This window comes from Dyella sp. OK584 (genome assembly GCF_057787755.1).
In genome coordinates, this window is the sequence record NZ_CM173542.1 from 2,789,319 (window position 1) to 2,807,133 (window position 17,815).

The window sequence follows — 17,815 nt, forward strand, 5'->3', positions numbered from 1 at the left end:
GTTCCGACCGGGGTTGGCCGGATGGCTGGGAAAAATCCCGTTAATTATAGCCTTGGGCTGCTGCGACGCGGCAACCCAACAAGCCCATGGGAAATGGGGTTGATGCGCGATATTTCGAGTCCCGGGGTACCGACCATCGTCGTAGAGCGCTGTTTTGTACCTGGATAAGCGCGAATTGTGACGAACCCGCACCGTGGCAGGTGAGCAGCTGACCGTTCAGCCGCCGGCTAAAGATCGAGCGGCTGCAGCGCGGTGGCGGGTGTGGATCGCTCCCACACTTCATTGAAGTGCTGCATCAGTGGCGCCTGGGACGCGCGGTCGCGGCAGGCGGCGCGAGCGTCCGCTCGTCGCGCGTCGGGCTGGAACAGATAGCCGCCCCGGTCCGTGAGCAGGTAGGAGGACGTGTAGGACAAGTCCAGTTCCTCGACCGGTATGCGAACGCGCAACACGCTGGGCAGGCGTTGGGAGAGGGCGATGAGGCGGTGGCTGTCCCGCAGGGCGGTGACTGGATCGTGCAGCAGGATGCGGATCTCGGCGCCACGTCCCGAGGTGGCAATGCGGCGCAGTTCGGCCAGTTCCAAAGCGCTGGTGTAGATATCGTCGGTCAGGTAGGGCTGGTAAATGGAGAGCCGGTGGTTTGCTTCAGCTAGCAACTGGAGGCGACTGGCGGCGATCTCGCTGCGGCTGCCAGCGGGCAGGGCGATCGCGTCGCGCCCGGATGCCGGGACATTGCCCTCGGTGCTGGAACTGAGATCCAGACGCATCGTTTGATGGATGATGCCGGCTTCTTCGAAAGTGTCGCCGTGCGCCACGAAACCTTCGCGCTCATAGAACGCCACCGCTGCGAAGTGGGCGTCCAGTGCGACGTCCGCGCGACCCTGCGCGCGCGCCCGGACCACCAGGGCTCGCAATAATCCGACACCGATACCCTGGCCACGCCAGGGCTGGCGCACTGCTACCCGGCCGATCTTGCCGTGCGGCGTCAGACGGGCACAGCCAACCGGCTCGCCGCTGCCGTCACGGGCCAGCAGGTGGAACGAGAGCGGGTCCAGATCGTCCGATTCGAGCGACTCGGGCACGCCCTGTTCCCGCACGAAAACTTCCAGCCGGATGGCACGCAGAGCCTCGCGCTCGCTGGCGCGGGCCCAGTCGGCATGTTCGACATGGAAGTCCTGCAGTTTCATCGCTGGCGCTGTTTGTGGACGACCAGATGCCCCTCGTTGACCAGTGTCAGCAGCAGGGTTGTTTCGGCGGCCGGCACCTTCTTGCCGGGATTCAGTTCGCGCTCGCGGCAAATGCGTTCCGCCAGCTCGACGGAAGCGGGGTAGGCGTGGCCGTTGACGAACAAAGTGGCACCACGCTTAGTGCGCGCCCAGGCCATGCGTGCCCACGGATGACGCAGCAGCTGCGCGCCACCGTCGAGTTGCTTGAGCAGCGCCGCCTCGGTCACTGCTTTCTCCGGCGGCACGGGCAGCTGAGCGCTGCGATAGCGCGTGATGAAGCGACCGAACCAGTCGATCAGAGTGGCTTCGTCGAGACCAGCCGCGAACGGCAGCGACTGTTTCAGACGTGCGATGGCAGCCCGGTCGATCTCGCCGGCAGCCTTGGCGGGTGCAAGGTCAGCGTCGCTGTAGCGCAACTCGTCCGGCAGACGCTCGGCCAGGAAGTCGGCCAAGTCGCCCGTAAGCTCGGCCTGGGACGGCGCGCGCATGCCCACGGAGATGGTCATGCAGGGGCCGCCGAAGGCGATGCCGTCATGCGGCACGCCCGGCGGCAGGTAAAGCATGTCGCCCGGTTCCAGCAGCCATTCGTTGGTAGGCTCGAAGTGCTGCAGCTGCTTGAGCTCAACGTCGAGGCGGAAATCCTTCGGAGCATCCGGATCGGTATTGATCGCCCAGTGGCGCTGCCCAATGCCCTGCAGCAAGAACACGTCGTACTGGTCCACGTGCGGACCCACGCCGCCGCCCGGTTCGGCATAGGAAATCATGATGTCGTCCAGGCGCCAGCTCGGCAGGAACGTAAAGTGTTCAAGCAGGCCGGCGACATCCGCATCCCACTTGTCCACGTCCTGCACCAGCAGGGTCCAGTTGCTGTCGGGTGTGCTGGCGAAATCTTTCTCGGTCAGCGGGCCGGTCTTCACCTGCCAGCGGTCACGCTTTTCGTCATGAATGATGAGGCGCGACAGGGCCGACTCTTCCAATGCCAGGCCGGCGAGGTCGTCCGGTTCGATCGGCGAGACGAAGTCAGGAAAGGCCTGGCGAATCAGCAATGGGCGCTTCTGCCAGTAATCGCGCAGGAACTGCGTCGGGCTCATGCCCAATGGCTGCTTGGCGGTGCCGCGGACTTCGAGGGGGAGGGGGCGTGATGTAGTCATCCGCCCATTCTAAGCGAACGCCGTGTGACGGCCCGTTGATCGCGGTCAGTGCGTGAACAAGCCCCTGGCCACGTTGTTGAGGCCGATGGCCAGCACGGCAAGCGCGGCAAGCACAGTGGCCGCACGGGGCGGCATCTTGCGCGCCAGCAGCGCACTGACGGGCGCGGCCACCACGCCGCCGGCGATCAGACCGAGCACCGAGGCGCCGTGCGGCAAACCTACCTGGACGAAAAAACTGATGCTGGCGACAGCGCTGACCAGGCACTTCGCCAGATGCACCGTGCCGATGGCCATGCGGGGCCTGACGCCGCGCGCCACCAGGGTGGTGACGGTAAGCGCGCTCCAGCCGCCGCCGGCAACCGCATCGGCGAAACCGGCGACCAGACCCAACGGGCGGGTCTGGCGCGGTGTGTCGTCATGGAGCCGTTGGCGTCGGAGTGGACGGAACAACAGGAACAGGCCCATGCCAATCAAGTAGGGAGCGAGAGCCAGCTTCATCCACGTCGGTGGCACATGGCTGACCACGTAAGCGCCTAGCGTGGCGCCGATGGCACCGGGGATAACCAGCGCCCAGAACAGCTTGCGCAACACGTTGCCTGCCAGCAGGTGGCTGATGCCCGAGGCGCCGCAGGTGAAGGTTTCCGCGTAATGCACGCTGGCGCTGGCCAATGCCGGCGGCATGCCCAGCGTGAGCAGCAGCGCCGCCGACGTGACGCCATAGGCCATGCCCAGCGCACCATCGACGAGTTGGGCCAGCGCGCCGATGACGGCGGACGTAAGGAAATCCGTAAGCATGGGCCATGAACGAGGGTGGGTAGGGCCAGTTTAAGGGGTGCGTACTCCTTATTGGAAATAAGCGTGCGGACATGTGCATATGCCAACACGTCCTTTCACATGACATGACGTCATGACTAATTTGGGTGGCCAGAAGTATGGACGTCCAAAGGAAGTTGATGTGAACGCCGTCATTGCGACTGAAAATCGCCTGTCATCCGTCGAAGGTGATCGACTGTCCGCGCTGGAGCGTCTGGCTGATGGTCTGGGTCCCGCCGAGCTTTACTGGATCGCCGCATGGAGCGCGAGCAGGGCCGAGCGATTGCAGCGCGGTCTGCCCACGGCGCTGGTGGCCGCACAGGCGCCAGGCGAGCAACTGACGGTTCTTTATGGCAGCCAGACTGGCCAGGCCAAGCGCGTGGCGTCTCAGTTGAGCGCGCAAGCCGAGGCGGCTGGCTTGTCGGTGCGATTGCTGCGTGCCGATGCCTATCCCCAGCGTGAGCTGGCGAAGGAAACGCATCTGGTCGTGGTGATCAGCACTCAGGGTGACGCCGAGCCGCCGGACGACGCGCGCGGCCTGGTCGAGTTCGTGCTCGGCAAGCGTGCGCCCAAGCTGCCGGGCCTGCGCTATGCCGTGCTTGGGTTGGGCGATTCGAGCTATCCGCAGTTCTGCGCGATAGGTCGCCAACTCGATGCGCGGCTGGCAGAACTCGGTGCATCGCGTCTGGCACCGCTGGGCGAAGCAGACGTCGACGTTGATGCGGTGGCGACGCCGTGGTCAGAGCAGGCGCTGGATCTGGCGAAACAGGCGTTGGGAACCATCCAGCCGGTCACCCGTGTCGCCACACTGCAGGCCGTGCCGAGTCGTGTTGCGTATTCGCGCGAGCGTCCTTTCACGGCGGCCATCCTGGACAATCAGGTCATCGTGGCGCGCAATGCCGAGCGCGATGTACGGCACGTGGAGCTTTCGCTGGAGGGATCGGGCCTGAGCTATCAGCCGGGTGACTCCTTGGGCCTATGGCCGCGGAACCCGGCAGCGCTGGTCGCGCAATGGCTATCAGTGCTGCGGCTCGATGGCGAGCAGGCGGTGAACCATGCCGGTCGCAGCCTGCCGTTGCAGCAATGGTTGGCCGACGAACGCGAACTTACCCGGCTCAGCCGCCCGCTGATTGCGGCGTTGGCGGATGTCAGCGGCGAAGAGGATCTGGCGCGCCTTCTGCGGCCCGACCAATCCGCTGCCCTCGCGACGCTACTGGCTGAGCATCAGCCGATCGACCTGTGGCGGCGCTATCCCGGCATTTGGTCGGCGGAGGAACTGGTCGCAGCGCTGCGGCCGCTGATGCCGCGCTTGTACTCGATTGCCTCCAGCCAGAAGACCGTCGGCGACGAAGTGCATCTCACCGTGGCCGTGGTGGACTACAACGCACATGGCGAGCGTCACTGGGGCGCTGCCTCTTCGTTCATTGCCCAGGCGGGCGACGAGCAGCGTCTGCCGATCTACATCGAGTCGAACGAGCGCTTCCGCCTGCCACAGGACGATGCGCGCGACATCATCATGATCGGCCCGGGCACCGGCGTGGCGCCGTTTCGCGCCTTTGTGCAGGAGCGCCGCGAAACGGGCGCAAGCGGCCGCAACTGGCTGTTCTTCGGCAATCGCCATTTCAGCAGCGAATTCCTCTACCAGATGGAGTGGCAGGCAGCCTTGCGCGACGGTTCGCTGCATCGCCTGGATCTTGCGTTCTCGCGCGATGGCGCATCCAAGGTCTACGTGCAGCAACGGCTGCGAGAGCAGGGGCGCGAACTGTATGACTGGCTGCAGGATGGTGCGCATCTCTATGTCTGCGGTGATGCCAATCACATGGCGAAGGACGTGCACGCCGCACTGATCGATATCGCCGTTACGCACGGCGGCCAAACACCGGACCAGGCGAGGGAATGGCTGTCCGGTCTCCTGCAACAGGGCCGTTACGCCCGCGACGTGTACTGAGATGACGACATCACCTTCCAAGCCCGCGCTTTCCGACTTCGAGCGCATCAAGGCAAACAGCCGCTACCTGCGCGGCGGCATTGCCGAGGGTTTGCGCGATGCGGTCACCAATGCGATCAGCGATGACGACAACAAGCTGCTGAAGTTTCATGGCAGCTATCTGCAGGACGATCGCGATCTGCGCGAAGAGCGTCGCAAGCAGAAACTGGAGCCGGCCTATGCGTTCATGCTGCGCGCACGCTTGCCCTCCGGTGTGGTGTCGCCCGCGCAATGGCTGGTGTTCGACCAGTTGGCGACTGAACACGCCAACGGCACGCTGCGCATCACAACGCGGCAGACCTTCCAGTGGCACGGCATCATCAAGCACAACCTGAAGGCGACCATTGCCGCCATCCACGATGCGCTGGCCACCACCATCGCCGCTTGCGGCGACGTGGTTCGCAATGTGGTGAGCACACCCAATCCGGTGGAGTCTTCCGCACATGCGCTGGCCTACAACTGGGCCACGCTGCTTTCCACAGAGCTGGCGCCGAAGACGCGCGCCTATCACGAGATCTGGCTCGATGGCGAACCGCTTGTCGACGAGCCGAAGGATGAGGAACCGCTGTACGGCACCACGTACTTGCCGCGCAAATTCAAGATCGGCCTTGCGATCCCGCCCTTGAACGACGTCGACGTATTCGCGCAGGATCTGGGCCTGATTGCCATCGTCGAGCAGGGCACGCTGCAAGGTTTCAATGTGGCCGTTGGCGGCGGCATGGGCGCGACGCAAGGCGACGCCACGACGTATCCGCGCCTGGCCAGCGTCATCGGTTTTGTCACGCCGGAACAGTTGCTGCCAGTTGCCGAGGCGGTGGTGGCCGTGCAACGCGACTGGGGCAACCGCAGTGAGCGCAAGCACGCGCGGCTGAAGTACACCATCGATCATCGTGGCCTGGACGCTTTCAAGGCTGAGCTGGAAACGCGACTGGGCTTTGCGCTGCAGCCGGAGCGCGCCTGCCAGTTCGATCACAACGGCGACCGCTACGGCTGGATCGAAGGCGTCGATGGCCGCTGGCATCTGACGTTGCATATCGAGTCCGGGCGCCTTGCCGATGTCGGTGAGCGTCGCTGGCTTACAGGCCTGCGTGAACTGGCAAAAGTGCATCAGGGCGATTTTCGCCTCACCTGCAATCAGAACGTGATCGTGGCCAACGTGCCGGCGGACCAGCGCGAACGCATCGACACCATCGTTGCGTCGCACGGACTGGACGGCTATCGCGCGCACAGCGGCATCCGTCGTCACGCCGTGGCGTGCGTGGCGTTGCCTACCTGCGGTCTGGCGATGGCCGAAAGCGAGCGTTACTTGCCCGCGCTGTTGCCGAAGCTGGAAGCCTTGCTGGAGTCGCATGGCCTTGCCGATGCGCCGATTTTGCTGCGCATATCCGGCTGCCCTAACGGTTGCTCGCGGCCGTACCTTGGAGAGATCGCTTTGGTCGGACGCGGGCCAGGCCGCTATGACTTGCGCCTGGGCGCGGATTTTCGCGGGCAGCGGCTCAACCGGATTTATCGGGAAAACGTGGACGAGGCGGCGATCCTTGATGCGTTGTCGCCGTTGTTCGCGCGTTACGCCGCAGAGCGCAAGCAGGGTGAGTACTTCGGTGATTTCCTCGTGCGCACCCGTGTGATCGCACCAGTTTCGCCACGCGTGGCAGCGGAGGTGTCGGCGTGAAGCAGGCACTGCTCGAGGACGCGCAGCACGACTCCAGAGCGCTGGACGCATTGAACCAGTGGCTCGGCACGCTAGGCGCGGAGCAGCGTGTGGTATGGGCGCTGGCCTATGCGCCCGGCACGCATGTGTTGTCGTCGAGCTTCGGCGCACAGGCGGCGGTGTCGCTGCATCTGCTCACGCGGCAGCGGCCTGATCTGCCCGTGGTGCTGATCGATACCGGTTACCTGTTTCCCGAGACGTATCACTTCATCGAAGAGCTGCGCGATCGGCTGGCGCTGAACCTCAAGATCTACAGCGCTACCGAAAGCGCAGCCTGGATGGAGGCACGCGAAGGTCGCCTGTGGGAGCGTGGCGTGGCGGGTATCGACCGTTACAACCAGCTGCGCAAGGTGGAACCGATGCAGCAGGCACTGAAGGAGCTGCACGCCGGCTCGTGGTTTGCCGGGCTGCGCCGCAGCCAGGCACGAACGCGTGCGGCCATTCCCTATGCGGAGCGGCGCGACGGTCGCTGGAAGTTTCACCCCATCGCCGACTGGACCGACCGCGACGTGGGCATGTACCTGCGCCGTCATGGGCTGCCTTATCACCCGTTGTGGGACCAGGGATACATCTCCATCGGCGATGTGCATACCACGCATCGCTGGGAACCGGGCACGGACAGAGATGCCTCGCGCTTTTTCGGTCTCAAGCGCGAATGCGGCCTGCACGGATTGGCCTGACCCGAACGCACAGACTCACCCCAGTGCCATGCGCTGGCCACAGCCCCGATAAAACAAGAAGCCCACGATGAGCCAGATTGCCATTGCCGAAGCCGATCTTTCCGAACTCGAGACATTTGAAGAATCCACGCTGATCGCCCCCCATGGCGGTGAGCTGAAGGAGCTGTACCTGCCGCCCGTCGACGCCGCGCTGTTGAAGCAGCGCAGCGCGGGTTTGCCAGGTATCGATCTGGACACGCGCCAGCTATGCGATCTTGAGCTGCTGCTGAGCGGAGCCTTTTCTCCGCTGGAAGGTTTCCTGGGAAAGCGCGATTACGACCGCGTGGTCGATGAGCTGCGTCTGGCAGATGGCACGCTGTGGCCGATTCCCATCACGCTCGATGTGAGCGAGGAGTTCGCCGCGCGGCTTGCCCCTGGCAGCGAAGTGGCATTGCGCGATTCGCAGGGCGTGCCGCTGGCGGTGCTGGAAGTGGAGGACATCTATCGTCCCGACCGCGAGCATGAAGCGCGCCAGGTGTTCGGTACCACCGACCGTACCCATCCCGGCGCGGCCGAATTGCTGGAGCGTTATCGCCCGGTCAACCTGGGTGGCCGTGTACGCGGCATCCAGGAGCCGGCGCACTATGACTTCACCGCGTTGCGCGATACGCCGCGCAGCCTGCGTGCGTGGTTTGCCGCGAACGGTTGGCATCGCATCGTCGCGTTCCAGACGCGCAACCCCATGCATCGCGCTCACCGCGAACTCACCTTGCGAGCCGCGCAACAAGTCGGCGCGAAGTTGCTGGTGCAGCCATCGGTGGGGCGCACCAAACCCGGCGATATCGACCACTACACGCGTGTGCGTTGCTACCAGGCATTGCTGCCGCAGTACCCGATCAACAGCGCCAGGTTGTCGCTGCTGCCGCTGGCCATGCGCATGGGTGGTCCGCGCGAGGCGTTGTGGCACGCCATCATCCGCAAGAACTATGGGGCCAGCCATTTCATCGTCGGTCGCGATCATGCCGGTCCGGGCAAGGATGCCAGCGGCAAGCCCTTCTACGGCCCGTTCGATGCGCAGCACTTGCTGGAGCGTCATCAGGACGAACTTGGCATCCGCATCGTGCCGTTCCCGGCGATGGTGTATGTCGCCAACCGCGATACCTATCTGCCGTCGACGGAAGTTCTGCCGGAGGACGAAGTGCGTGACGTCTCCGGCACTCAGCTGCGCCAGCATTTGCAGGAGGGCAGTGAGATCCCGTCGTGGTTCTCGTTCCCCGAGGTCGTGGAGATTCTCCGCGAGCGCCACCCGGTACAGGCGACGCGTGGTTTCGCGCTGTTCTTCACCGGGCTGTCCGGCGCCGGCAAGTCAACCATTGCGCAAGCGGTGGTGGCACAGCTGCTGGAACGCACCAGCCGCTCTGTGACCGTGCTCGATGGCGATGAAGTGCGCAAGCATCTGTCACGCGGGCTCGGTTTTTCGCGTGAGGACCGCAACGCCAATGTGACGCGTATTGGCTACGTTGCCAGCGAAATCGTTCGTCACGGTGGTGTTGCCGTGTGCGCACCGATCGCGCCTTATGCCGACGCGCGCGCCGAAGCCCGTGCGCTGGTCGAGACGCACGGCGACTTCATCGAGATTCATGTGGCCACGGCGCTGGAGGTCTGCGAGGCGCGCGATCGCAAGGGCCTGTATGCGCAAGCGCGTGCTGGCGTGATCACTCATTTCACTGGTATCAGTGATCCGTATGAGGAACCTCAGCAACCTGAGTTGCGTGTGGATGGCAATGCCGCGGAACCGGTAGTGCTGGCACGGCACATCGTGTCGCTATTGCAACAGCGTGGATTGCTGCAGGTATAACGCGGCTTTGCGGCCCCAGCTCGTCATTCCAGCGAAGGCTGAAATCCAGCGTCTTTAGCAGTTCGGAACGTCATTGGATCTCAGCTTGACCAGCGCTTCGGTTGTTGAGAAGCGCCTCGCTAGGATGACGAGCAAAAAAACTGTAAAAGCGTCCCGACGCGCTCAACGCGCCTCGGCCACCTGATCCAGAACTTTGTGCGGCACCTGCCGCTCGCGCCAATGTGGCACGCCGGGCCATTGCGATAGGCCAGCACTGCCATTGGCGAGCGCACGACTCACCGCGCGACGTTCCAGATGCGGCGCAAACACGCTGATGAAATCCAGCGCGTATTCGCGCAGCACACTTTCACGCCGCAGCACGATCCAGGTCGTGCAGGGCTCGAACAGATGGTCGGCCTCCAGTTCTCGCAGGTCTGTATCAAGATCAGGCTGAAACGCCATTTCTGCCAGGATGCCGATGCCCATGCCTTCGCGCACATAAGTCTTGATGAGGTCGGCATCGCTGGCCGTCATCGCGATTTGCGGGTGTAGGTTGGCGGCTTGGAAAGCGCGTGCGAGCGAGGACTCGGGCTTGAGTGAGGAGTCGTAGCTGATCAACGGGTGGGCCGCCAATTGCTGCAGCGCGGGCGGCTGCTTTTGTCGGGCCAATGGATGGTCATGCGGAACAACGACGATACGGCTCCAGCGATAGGCAGGCAGGGCGATGCCGCTGGGCGGTGGTGCGCCGGCGGCGGTACTGACAATGGCCATGTCGACCTGGCCGCCCTCCAGCAGGGAGATCACGTCCGCGTCGCTTACCGGTTGGAGATGCACGCTGACCTGAGGATAGCTGCGGCTGAGCGAAGCCACCGCGCTGGGCAGGGCAAAGCGCGCCTGCGTGTGGGTGGTGACGATGCGCAGCGTGCCATGCGACTCGTTACGCAGGTTGGCCGCTATGGAACGGATGTTGGCGGCTTCGGCGAGGATGGTCCGCGCCCGCTCAAGCACATGGGAGCCGGCATGCGTGATGGCATGCAGGCTGCGCCCTTTCCGGTGGAACAGCTGGAATCCGAGTTCGTCTTCGAGTTGACGCAGCAACTTGCTGAGGCCTGGTTGGGTGGCATGCACCCGTTCGGCTGCCAGCGTGATGTTGAGGCCAGCGTCAGCGATGGCGACCAGGTAACGCAGTTGAGTCAAGGTCATGGTTCAAGTTCCGCAAGCGATCGAGAGGTTGGGTGCTCGTGGTCGCAGGGCGGATACATCGCATGACCTTGCCCGCCGATACTCTGCGTGCACAGGACATCGGTTCGGTACCCAGCAGTTGGCGATGGTTACCCATGAAATGACATTCAGCAGTGGCCGTGAATTAGACGTCTATACATCTGTTGCTGCGGCGCGTCAATACTTGGTGATCAAGGCGAGTTGGCGGGTTCTTATAACCGCTGGGCATATCGCCGACGGTACAAATCATTTGTGCCGCTGCTGGCGCTTGCCTAGCTTGGATCGTACCGATGTCGTTTTCTTTTCCTGGGAGCCTGCGGTTCGATGAAGCTGTATCCACTGTTTGCCGACATTTCCGGCCGCCGGGTACTGGTGATAGGTGGCGGCGTGGTCGGCGAACGCAAGGCGGCAGGTTTGCTGGAAGCGGGCGCACAGGTCACGGTGGGTGCGCCCGACCTCACTCCCACCCTGCGTAACTGGGCGGACGAAGGACGCATTCATTGGCGCCCCGGGCATTTCGAGGATGGCTGGCTGGATGGCATGTGGCTGGTCATTGCCGCAACGGATGACGCTGGACTGCACGACCGCATCGCGTTGCTCGCCGAGACCCGGCAGCTGCTCGTCAACGTGGTGGACGATGCGGAGCGGTCGAGCTTCCACGTGCCGGCGGTCATCGACCGCGCACCCGTCACCATTGCCATTTCCAGCGGCGGGCACGCGCCCATGCTGGCGCGGTTGCTGCGTGAGCGGCTGGAGGTGCTGATCGACCCGGTCATTGGGCCGCTCGCTACGTTACTGGCGGAAATGCGCGGTCGCATTCGCGCGTCCTTGCCTGTTCTGACCCTGCGTCGACGATTCTACGAGCGCCTGCTGAGCGGTCCCGTACAGAGCCTGTTGCGGCGTGGACAGCGGGCATTGGCCGAAGCGGTCACGGAACGGTTGCTCGAATCCACCGACGTGGCATCGAACGGTTCGGTTGTGCTGCTGGGTGCCGGCCCCGGCGATCCTGGCTTGCTCACGTTGCGCGGATTGCGCGCGCTCAACGAGGCCGAAGTGATCCTGTACGACCGACTGGTGAGCACAGAGGTGCTTGCGCTGGCGCGTCGTGATGCCGAGCGCATCGAAGTGGCCAAGCAGGCGGGAAACCATCACACCACGCAATCACAGATTCACGCGCTGATGCTGCAGCACGCTGCGGCTGGCAAGCGGGTGGTGCGGTTGAAGGGAGGCGATCCGTTCGTGTTCGGACGTGGTGGCGAGGAGCTGGAATTCCTGCGGCAACACAGTGTTCCCTACGAAGTGGTACCGGGCATTACCGCTGCGCTGGCATGCGCAGCGTATGCCGGCGTGCCCCTTACCCATCGCGATCATGCTCAGTCGGTTCGACTGGTAACGGCGCATTGCCAGAACTCGATCGACACGCTCGACTGGCCCGCATTGGCGCAGGAACGGCAGACCTTGGCCGTCTATATGGGAACCAGCGAGCTGCCGGTGCTGCAACATCGACTAATCGCCCACGGCCGCGCGGGAAGCACGCCATTTGCCATAGTCGAGAATGGCTCCCGGCCCGAGCAGCGGGTGATTACCGGCACGCTGGATAACCTCGTCGAGCACGCCCATGCCCAGGAAGTGCGCTCGCCGGCCCTGCTGATCATTGGTGAGGTAGCGGCGCTGGCTACGACGTTGGCCTGGTTCGGACGTCCGCCGCTGGATGCCGTGGCTTCCGCTCGCCAGACCTTGCCCCAGGTCGCGGCGGCTTGACACAACCTTGTCCCCAACGGGCGCACCATCGTGCGCGACACCGTTTCCATCCATGCCGTGCCACGGAGTGATCCCATGATCTACGACAGCATTCTCGACACCATCGGCAACACGCCCATTGTGCGCATCCATCGGCTCGCGCCGAAGCACGTGACGCTGTATGCCAAGGTGGAGGCGTTCAATCCGGCCGGCTCGGTGAAGGACCGCCTGGCTTACGCGATCATCATCGATGCCGAACAGCGCGGCGTGCTCAAGCCGGGGCAGACCGTGGTGGAGGCCACGTCCGGCAATACAGGCGTGGCGCTTGCAGCGGTATGTGCGGCGCGCGGCTATCCGTTCGTTGCGGTGATGTCGGAAACCTTTTCGATCGAACGACGCAAGCTGATCCGCGCCTATGGCGGCAAAGTGCTGCTGACGCCGGCGGCCGAGCGCGGCAGCGGCATGGTGCGCAAGGCCAAGGAGCTGGCGGACAAGCACGGCTGGTTTCTGGCAAGGCAGTTTGAAAACGAGGCCAACCCGGCCTATCACCGCAACACGACGGCACCGGAAATCCTGCGCGATTTCGCCGGCAAGCGACTGGATTATTTCGTCACCGGTTGGGGCACGGGCGGCACGCTCACCGGCGTGGGCGAGGTGCTGAGGGTGGCGCGTCCGGAAGTGAAGCTGATCGCCAGCGAGCCGGCTGGTGCCTCATTGCTTTCGGGAAAGGAGTGGCAACCGCACAAGATCCAGGGCTGGACTCCCGACTTCGTGCCCGCCGTGCTCAATCGCGACGTGGTGCACCAGATCGTGCCGGTCGACGATGTGGTGGCGCGCGATACATCACGCGATCTGGCCCAGAAGGAAGGTATTTTCGTGGGCATCTCGGCGGGCGCCACGGTGGCGGCGGCGTTGCAGGTGGCGAAGGATGCGCCGGAAGGTTCGGTGCTGCTCGCCATGTTGCCCGATACCGGCGAGCGTTATTTGTCGACGTTCCTGTTCGAGGGCGTCAATGAGGGTTCCGACGAGGTGGAGTAAATCGCTTCGCGAATAGGCTGGTCGCGCACAGGGTGCGCTCCTAGAAAGAACGCGACTCTGTAGGAGCGCACCCTGTGCGCGACCAGTGCCTCATCGTGCGGCGGTACGCTGACCGTACGTCTCCCACTCCGCAATCAGCTTCTGTCCCACCGAAGCGAGCGCATTGATAGCCGGTAGCAGTTCGCGCCCCAGTGGCGTCAACGCATATTCCGCTGATGGAGGCGAGGTATGCAGCACTCGCCGCGTCACCAGTCCGCGCGATTCCAGTTCGCGCAAGCGAGCGCTCAGCACGCGCGCCGAGATGCGCGGCAAGTCGTGCCGCAATTCGCCGAAGCGGCGTGGCTCGCCGCTCAATAGCCAAACGACGTTGGGCGCCCACGCGCCGCGCAACAAGCCCAGCACTTCGCTCAACGGGCAGGTCGGCGGTGGGGCGACTTTGCTTTTGCGAACAGGCAAGCCCATGGCGTCTCGCATCGAGAAGATCCGGTAACCGGACGGTTACCGGATTTTAGGTGCAACTGGGAGTTAGGTGGTATCCAACAGTAACCGGGTCTGGCTAGCATGGCGTCTCCTTCACGACTGGACTGTCGCATCGAAGGTTTGTCCCTCACCACGCCTGGAGAAACACCATGAAGCTCTACTACGCAGCTGGCGCCTGTTCGCTTTCCCCACACATCGTCGCGCAGGAAGCCGGTATCGCGCTGGAACTGGAGAAGGTCGATACCAAGGCCAAGCGCACTGCGAGCAGCGAGGATTACTGGACGATCAACCCCAAGGGCTATGTGCCGGCGCTGGTGCTCGACAGCGGCGAGCTGCTGACCGAAGGCCCGGCCATCGTGCAGTACCTGGCCGACCTGAAGCCGGAAACCCAGTTGGCGCCCGCGAACGGCACGGTGGCGCGCTACCAGTTGCAGGAAATGCTGGGTTACATCAATTCCGAATTGCACAAGACCTATTCACCGCTGTTCAAGCCAGAAACCCCGGATGTGACGCGGCAGGAACGCAAGGAGTATTTGCGCAAGCGTTATGCCTTGCTCGACCAGCACCTCGCGCAGCATCCATGGCTGGTAGGCGACCACTTCACCGTGGCTGATGCTTATCTGTTCACCGTTACCAACTGGGCCAAGCATGTGGAACTCGATCTTTCGGAGTTCCCGGCGCTGCTGTCATTTCAGAAGCGCGTGGCAGCGCGGCCGAAAGTGCAGGCGGCGATGGAGGTTGAAGGCCTGATCAAGGCGGCCTGAGCCTCACATCCAAGTCGCGGAATGACGCTCTAACTTCCTCTCCCCCATGGGGGAGAGGATTGAGGTGAGGGGCGGGTGCTCGCGGCAAGGTTTCTACAAAGCGAGCTTGGATCCAACGTCGTCGCAAGACTGGCCCCTACCCCGGCCCTCTCTCCCACGGGGACTACCTTCGGGTCGCCCGACAGGGGAAAGGGAGAAGTGGCGTGGCGTCAGATATCTCGCGCCAACGGCTCCGCCAACCCGATATAGCCGCCCGGCGTGAGATCCAGTAGTCGCTGCTTCGCGTCGGCCGGCAGATCGAGGCCGGTAATGAAAGTGCGCATCGAATCCTTGGTGATGCCCTGGCCGCGCGTCAGCGCCTTCAACTGCTCGTACGGCTCCGGCAGGCCATAGCGGCGCATCACTGTCTGCACGGCTTCGGCCAGCACTTCCCAGCTCGCATCGAGGTCGGCCGCGAGGCGGTCAGCATTCACGGTGAGCTTGCCAAGGCCTTTCTTCAGCGATTCCAGCGCTACCAGCGAGTGGCCGAACGCGGTGCCCAGGGCGCGCAGCACGGTGGAATCGGTGAGGTCGCGCTGCCAGCGGCTGATCGGCAGCTTCTCGGCGAAGTGGCCGAGCAGGGCGTTGGCGAGACCGAAGTTGCCTTCGGCATTCTCGAAGTCGATCGGATTGACCTTGTGCGGCATGGTGGATGAACCTACTTCGCCGGCCTTCAACGACTGCTTGAAGTAGCCCAGCGAGATGTAGCCCCAGATGTCGCGTGCCAGGTCGATCAGGATGATGTTGGCGCGACGCACGACATCGCAGTACTCGGCCACGCCGTCATGCGGCTCGATCTGCGTGGTGTAGGCGTTGTAGTCGAGGCCCAGGCTTTCCACGAAGCGCTGCGAAAACGCGCGCCAGTCCAGCTCCGGGAAGGTGATGGCATGGGCGTTGTAGTTGCCCACGGCGCCATTGATCTTGCCCGGAACCTCCACCGCGGCGAGCTGCTTGCGCTGGCGCTCCAGGCGAGCGACGACATTGGCCAGTTCCTTGCCCAGCGTGCTCGGCGAAGCGGTCTGGCCGTGCGTGCGCGAGAGCATCGGCAGCGCGGCATTCGTATGTGCCAGCGTGCGCAACTGAGCGATGATGCCGTCGATGGTCGGCAGCAGCACCTGGTCGCGCGCGTCACGCAACATCAGCGCGTAGGAGAGGTTGTTGATGTCTTCGCTGGTGCAGGCGAAATGCACGAATTCCTTGGCCTGGGCCAGCGACGCGTCGTTGCCGATGCGTTCCTTGATGAAGTACTCCACCGCCTTCACGTCGTGGTTGGTGGTGGCCTCGATGGTCTTGATGCGCGCGCCGTCGTCGACACTGAAGTCGGCCGAGATGCCCTTGAGCTTTTCCACCTGCGCCGGCGAGAACGGCGGAAGCTCCGCGATGCCCTTGTCGGCAGCCAGCGCGAGCAGCCACTCGATCTCCACGTGCACGCGGCGGTGCATCAGTCCGAATTCGCTGAAGATCGGACGCAACGCTTCGACCTTGCTGGCGTAGCGGCCGTCCAGCGGCGACAGGGCGGTCAGGGCATGGGAGGACATCGGGGGCGTTCCAGAGACGGGAAAGCCGCCATTTTACAACAGGCGCCCTCGGCTCCGTTCCGGCACGCCTTGGCGGCGCGCTAACGAAAGCGGTCCTATAGTCGTGGCCATCTTTCAGGCCAGGAATCGCACGGACATGAGCCAGTTCCGCATCGAGCACGACAGCATGGGCGAACTCAAGGTGCCAACCAAGGCGCTGTACGGCGCCCAGACCCAGCGTGCCGTGGACAATTTCCCCATTTCCGGCCTGCACATGCCGCGCGCTTTCATTCGTGCGCTGGGGCTGGTCAAGGCCGCCGCGGCTGACGCCAATTTTCTGCTGGGATACCTGAAGAAAGGCCAGGCGCACGCCATCCGCACGGCCGCGCTGGCCGTGGCGGAAGGTGCGTACGACGACCAGTTCCCCATCGATGTGTTCCAGACCGGCTCGGGCACCAGCACCAACATGAATGCCAATGAGGTGATCGCGCACGTGGCCAGCCGGACCGGCGGCAAGATCCACCCCAACGATCACGTCAACTACGGCCAAAGTTCCAACGACGTGATTCCCACCACCATCCAGGTCAGTGCCGCGCTGACCACGGGCCAGCAGTTGCTGCCAGCGCTCAGGCATCTCAAGCGCACCATCGAGCGTCGCGCACGCGAGTTGCGCAACGTACCCAAGACAGGGCGCACGCACCTCATGGATGCCATGCCGGTCACGTTCGGGCAGGAGCTGTCGGGCTGGGCCGCGCAGATCGGGTCGGCCATCGAGCGCATCGAAGACAGCCTCAAGCGCATGCATCGGTTGCCGCTGGGTGGTACGGCAGTAGGCACTGGCATCAATGCCGATCCGAAGTTCGGTGCCACGGTGGCGCGTGAGCTGAAGAAGCTGACCGGTGTGCGTTTCGAATCCGCGCAAAACTTCTTCGAAGGCATGGCCTCGCAGGATGCGTCGGTGGAACTGTCAGGCCAACTCAAGACGCTGGCGGTCGCGCTGATGAAAATCGCCAACGATCTGCGTTGGATGAACTCCGGGCCGCTTGCCGGTCTGGGCGAGATCGAACTGCCTGCGCTGCAGCCGGGTTCTTCGATCATGCCGGGCAAGGTGAATCCGGTGATTCCCGAGGCGACGGCGATGGTGGCCGCTCAAGTGATTGGCAATGATGCGTCCATCACCATCGCAGGGCAGTCTGGCAACTTCCAGCTCAACGTGATGCTGCCGCTGGTCGCGCACAACCTGCTGCAATCCATTGGCCTTCTCTCCAATGTCAGCATGCTGTTGGCCGACAAGGCCATCGCCGGCTTCAAGGTCAACACCGCACGGGTGAAGGAAGCGCTGGCGAAGAATCCGATTCTTGTCACCGCGCTCAATCCGGTGATTGGCTACGAGAAGGGCGCGGCGACCGCCAAACAGGCATACAAGGAAAAGCGGCCAATTCTCGACGTGGCGCTGGAAACCACAGGACTCTCGAAGGCCGAGCTGCAGAAGCTGCTCGACCCGATGACACTCACACGCGGCGGCATCCATGGCGGTGGTGGCGGGGGCGGTTGAGCCGCATGGTCGGCTTTCTGTAGGAGCGCACCCAGTGCGCGACCAGCCAACGGAGCGATGGCACCGTGGCTGCGCGGTCG

14 protein-coding genes are annotated in these 17,815 nt (G+C 63.8%); 8 read left to right on the forward strand and 6 right to left on the reverse strand.

Annotated features, from left to right (window positions below; all coding sequences use genetic code 11):
• Window positions 1–227 precede the first annotated feature (227 nt).
• From AC3CBN_RS12530 to AC3CBN_RS12540, 3 genes are read right to left on the reverse strand one after another with little or no spacing between them, the layout of a single operon-like run.
• On the reverse strand, window positions 228–1,184 hold the full coding sequence (locus AC3CBN_RS12530) for a GNAT family N-acetyltransferase (protein ID WP_488633349.1): 957 nt from the start codon (window positions 1,182–1,184) through the stop codon (window positions 228–230).
• Window positions 1,181–2,374 carry a JmjC domain-containing protein gene (locus AC3CBN_RS12535; protein WP_488633350.1) on the reverse strand — a complete coding sequence of 398 codons (1,194 nt, stop codon included), beginning with the start codon at window positions 2,372–2,374 and terminating at the stop codon, window positions 1,181–1,183. The genes AC3CBN_RS12530 and AC3CBN_RS12535 overlap by 4 nt, the downstream gene beginning before the upstream one ends.
• Window positions 2,375–2,419: 45 nt before the next feature.
• Window positions 2,420–3,169, reverse strand: a complete 750-nt coding sequence (locus AC3CBN_RS12540; RefSeq protein ID WP_488633351.1) for a sulfite exporter TauE/SafE family protein — start codon at window positions 3,167–3,169, stop codon at window positions 2,420–2,422.
• A 160-nt stretch (window positions 3,170–3,329) separates the two neighbouring features.
• Here AC3CBN_RS12540 and AC3CBN_RS12545 point away from each other — a divergent pair, with 160 nt between their 5' ends.
• From AC3CBN_RS12545 to AC3CBN_RS12560, 4 genes are all read left to right on the forward strand, one after another.
• Window positions 3,330–5,135, forward strand: coding sequence for an assimilatory sulfite reductase (NADPH) flavoprotein subunit (locus AC3CBN_RS12545; protein ID WP_488633352.1), 1,806 nt, complete (start codon window positions 3,330–3,332; stop codon window positions 5,133–5,135).
• A gap of 1 nt (window position 5,136) precedes the next feature.
• On the forward strand, window positions 5,137–6,846 hold the full coding sequence (cysI, locus tag AC3CBN_RS12550) for an assimilatory sulfite reductase (NADPH) hemoprotein subunit (RefSeq protein ID WP_488633353.1): 1,710 nt from the start codon (window positions 5,137–5,139) through the stop codon (window positions 6,844–6,846).
• Complete coding sequence (locus AC3CBN_RS12555) at window positions 6,843–7,565, forward strand: phosphoadenylyl-sulfate reductase (protein WP_488633354.1); 723 nt, start codon at window positions 6,843–6,845, stop codon at window positions 7,563–7,565. Before cysI ends, AC3CBN_RS12555 begins: the two co-directional genes overlap by 4 nt.
• 67 nt (window positions 7,566–7,632) lie before the next feature.
• Window positions 7,633–9,402: a bifunctional sulfate adenylyltransferase/adenylylsulfate kinase gene (locus tag AC3CBN_RS12560; RefSeq protein ID WP_488633355.1), complete on the forward strand. Its 1,770-nt coding sequence runs from the start codon at window positions 7,633–7,635 to the stop codon at window positions 9,400–9,402.
• Window positions 9,403–9,564: 162 nt separating this feature from the next.
• Here AC3CBN_RS12560 and AC3CBN_RS12565 read toward each other — a convergent pair whose 3' ends face one another.
• On the reverse strand, window positions 9,565–10,584 hold the full coding sequence (locus AC3CBN_RS12565; protein ID WP_488633356.1) for a LysR substrate-binding domain-containing protein: 1,020 nt from the start codon (window positions 10,582–10,584) through the stop codon (window positions 9,565–9,567).
• Between the two features lie 342 nt (window positions 10,585–10,926).
• On the opposite strand from AC3CBN_RS12565, the gene cysG reads away from it, so the two are divergent.
• The gene (gene cysG / locus AC3CBN_RS12570) at window positions 10,927–12,363 is read left to right on the forward strand and encodes a siroheme synthase CysG (RefSeq protein WP_488633357.1); all 1,437 of its coding nucleotides are present in this window, start codon (window positions 10,927–10,929) and stop codon (window positions 12,361–12,363) included.
• A gap of 75 nt (window positions 12,364–12,438) precedes the next feature.
• Window positions 12,439–13,380, forward strand: coding sequence for a cysteine synthase A (cysK, locus tag AC3CBN_RS12575; protein WP_488633358.1), 942 nt, complete (start codon window positions 12,439–12,441; stop codon window positions 13,378–13,380).
• A gap of 90 nt (window positions 13,381–13,470) precedes the next feature.
• Here cysK and AC3CBN_RS12580 read toward each other — a convergent pair whose 3' ends face one another.
• The gene (locus AC3CBN_RS12580; protein WP_488636726.1) at window positions 13,471–13,842 is read right to left on the reverse strand and encodes a winged helix-turn-helix transcriptional regulator; all 372 of its coding nucleotides are present in this window, start codon (window positions 13,840–13,842) and stop codon (window positions 13,471–13,473) included.
• 167 nt (window positions 13,843–14,009) lie between these two features.
• Between AC3CBN_RS12580 and gstA the strand changes: the two genes are divergently transcribed.
• The gene (gstA, locus tag AC3CBN_RS12585; RefSeq protein WP_488633359.1) at window positions 14,010–14,624 is read left to right on the forward strand and encodes a glutathione transferase GstA; all 615 of its coding nucleotides are present in this window, start codon (window positions 14,010–14,012) and stop codon (window positions 14,622–14,624) included.
• A gap of 209 nt (window positions 14,625–14,833) precedes the next feature.
• Here gstA and purB read toward each other — a convergent pair whose 3' ends face one another.
• Window positions 14,834–16,201, reverse strand: coding sequence for an adenylosuccinate lyase (gene purB / locus AC3CBN_RS12590; protein ID WP_488633360.1), 1,368 nt, complete (start codon window positions 16,199–16,201; stop codon window positions 14,834–14,836).
• A gap of 136 nt (window positions 16,202–16,337) precedes the next feature.
• Between purB and AC3CBN_RS12595 the strand changes: the two genes are divergently transcribed.
• The gene (locus AC3CBN_RS12595; RefSeq protein WP_488633361.1) at window positions 16,338–17,735 is read left to right on the forward strand and encodes a class II fumarate hydratase; all 1,398 of its coding nucleotides are present in this window, start codon (window positions 16,338–16,340) and stop codon (window positions 17,733–17,735) included.
• The last annotated feature ends 80 nt before the right edge of the window (window positions 17,736–17,815 follow it).

What these genes read in the sequence shown, in the direction of transcription:
- AC3CBN_RS12535 (WP_488633350.1), bottom strand. Translation starts at nt 2,374, where the DNA reads ATGACTACATCACGCCCCCTCCCCCTCGAAGTCCGCGGCACCGCCAAG.
- gstA (WP_488633359.1), top strand. Translation starts at nt 14,010, where the DNA reads ATGAAGCTCTACTACGCAGCTGGCGCCTGTTCGCTTTCCCCACACATC.
- AC3CBN_RS12580 (WP_488636726.1), bottom strand. Translation starts at nt 13,842, where the DNA reads ATGGGCTTGCCTGTTCGCAAAAGCAAAGTCGCCCCACCGCCGACCTGC.
- cysK (WP_488633358.1), top strand. Translation starts at nt 12,439, where the DNA reads ATGATCTACGACAGCATTCTCGACACCATCGGCAACACGCCCATTGTG.
- AC3CBN_RS12565 (WP_488633356.1), bottom strand. Translation starts at nt 10,584, where the DNA reads ATGACCTTGACTCAACTGCGTTACCTGGTCGCCATCGCTGACGCTGGC.
- AC3CBN_RS12530 (WP_488633349.1), bottom strand. Translation starts at nt 1,184, where the DNA reads ATGAAACTGCAGGACTTCCATGTCGAACATGCCGACTGGGCCCGCGCC.
- cysI (WP_488633353.1), top strand. Translation starts at nt 5,137, where the DNA reads ATGACGACATCACCTTCCAAGCCCGCGCTTTCCGACTTCGAGCGCATC.
- AC3CBN_RS12540 (WP_488633351.1), bottom strand. Translation starts at nt 3,169, where the DNA reads ATGCTTACGGATTTCCTTACGTCCGCCGTCATCGGCGCGCTGGCCCAA.
- purB (WP_488633360.1), bottom strand. Translation starts at nt 16,201, where the DNA reads ATGTCCTCCCATGCCCTGACCGCCCTGTCGCCGCTGGACGGCCGCTAC.
- AC3CBN_RS12560 (WP_488633355.1), top strand. Translation starts at nt 7,633, where the DNA reads ATGAGCCAGATTGCCATTGCCGAAGCCGATCTTTCCGAACTCGAGACA.
- AC3CBN_RS12595 (WP_488633361.1), top strand. Translation starts at nt 16,338, where the DNA reads ATGAGCCAGTTCCGCATCGAGCACGACAGCATGGGCGAACTCAAGGTG.
- cysG (WP_488633357.1), top strand. Translation starts at nt 10,927, where the DNA reads ATGAAGCTGTATCCACTGTTTGCCGACATTTCCGGCCGCCGGGTACTG.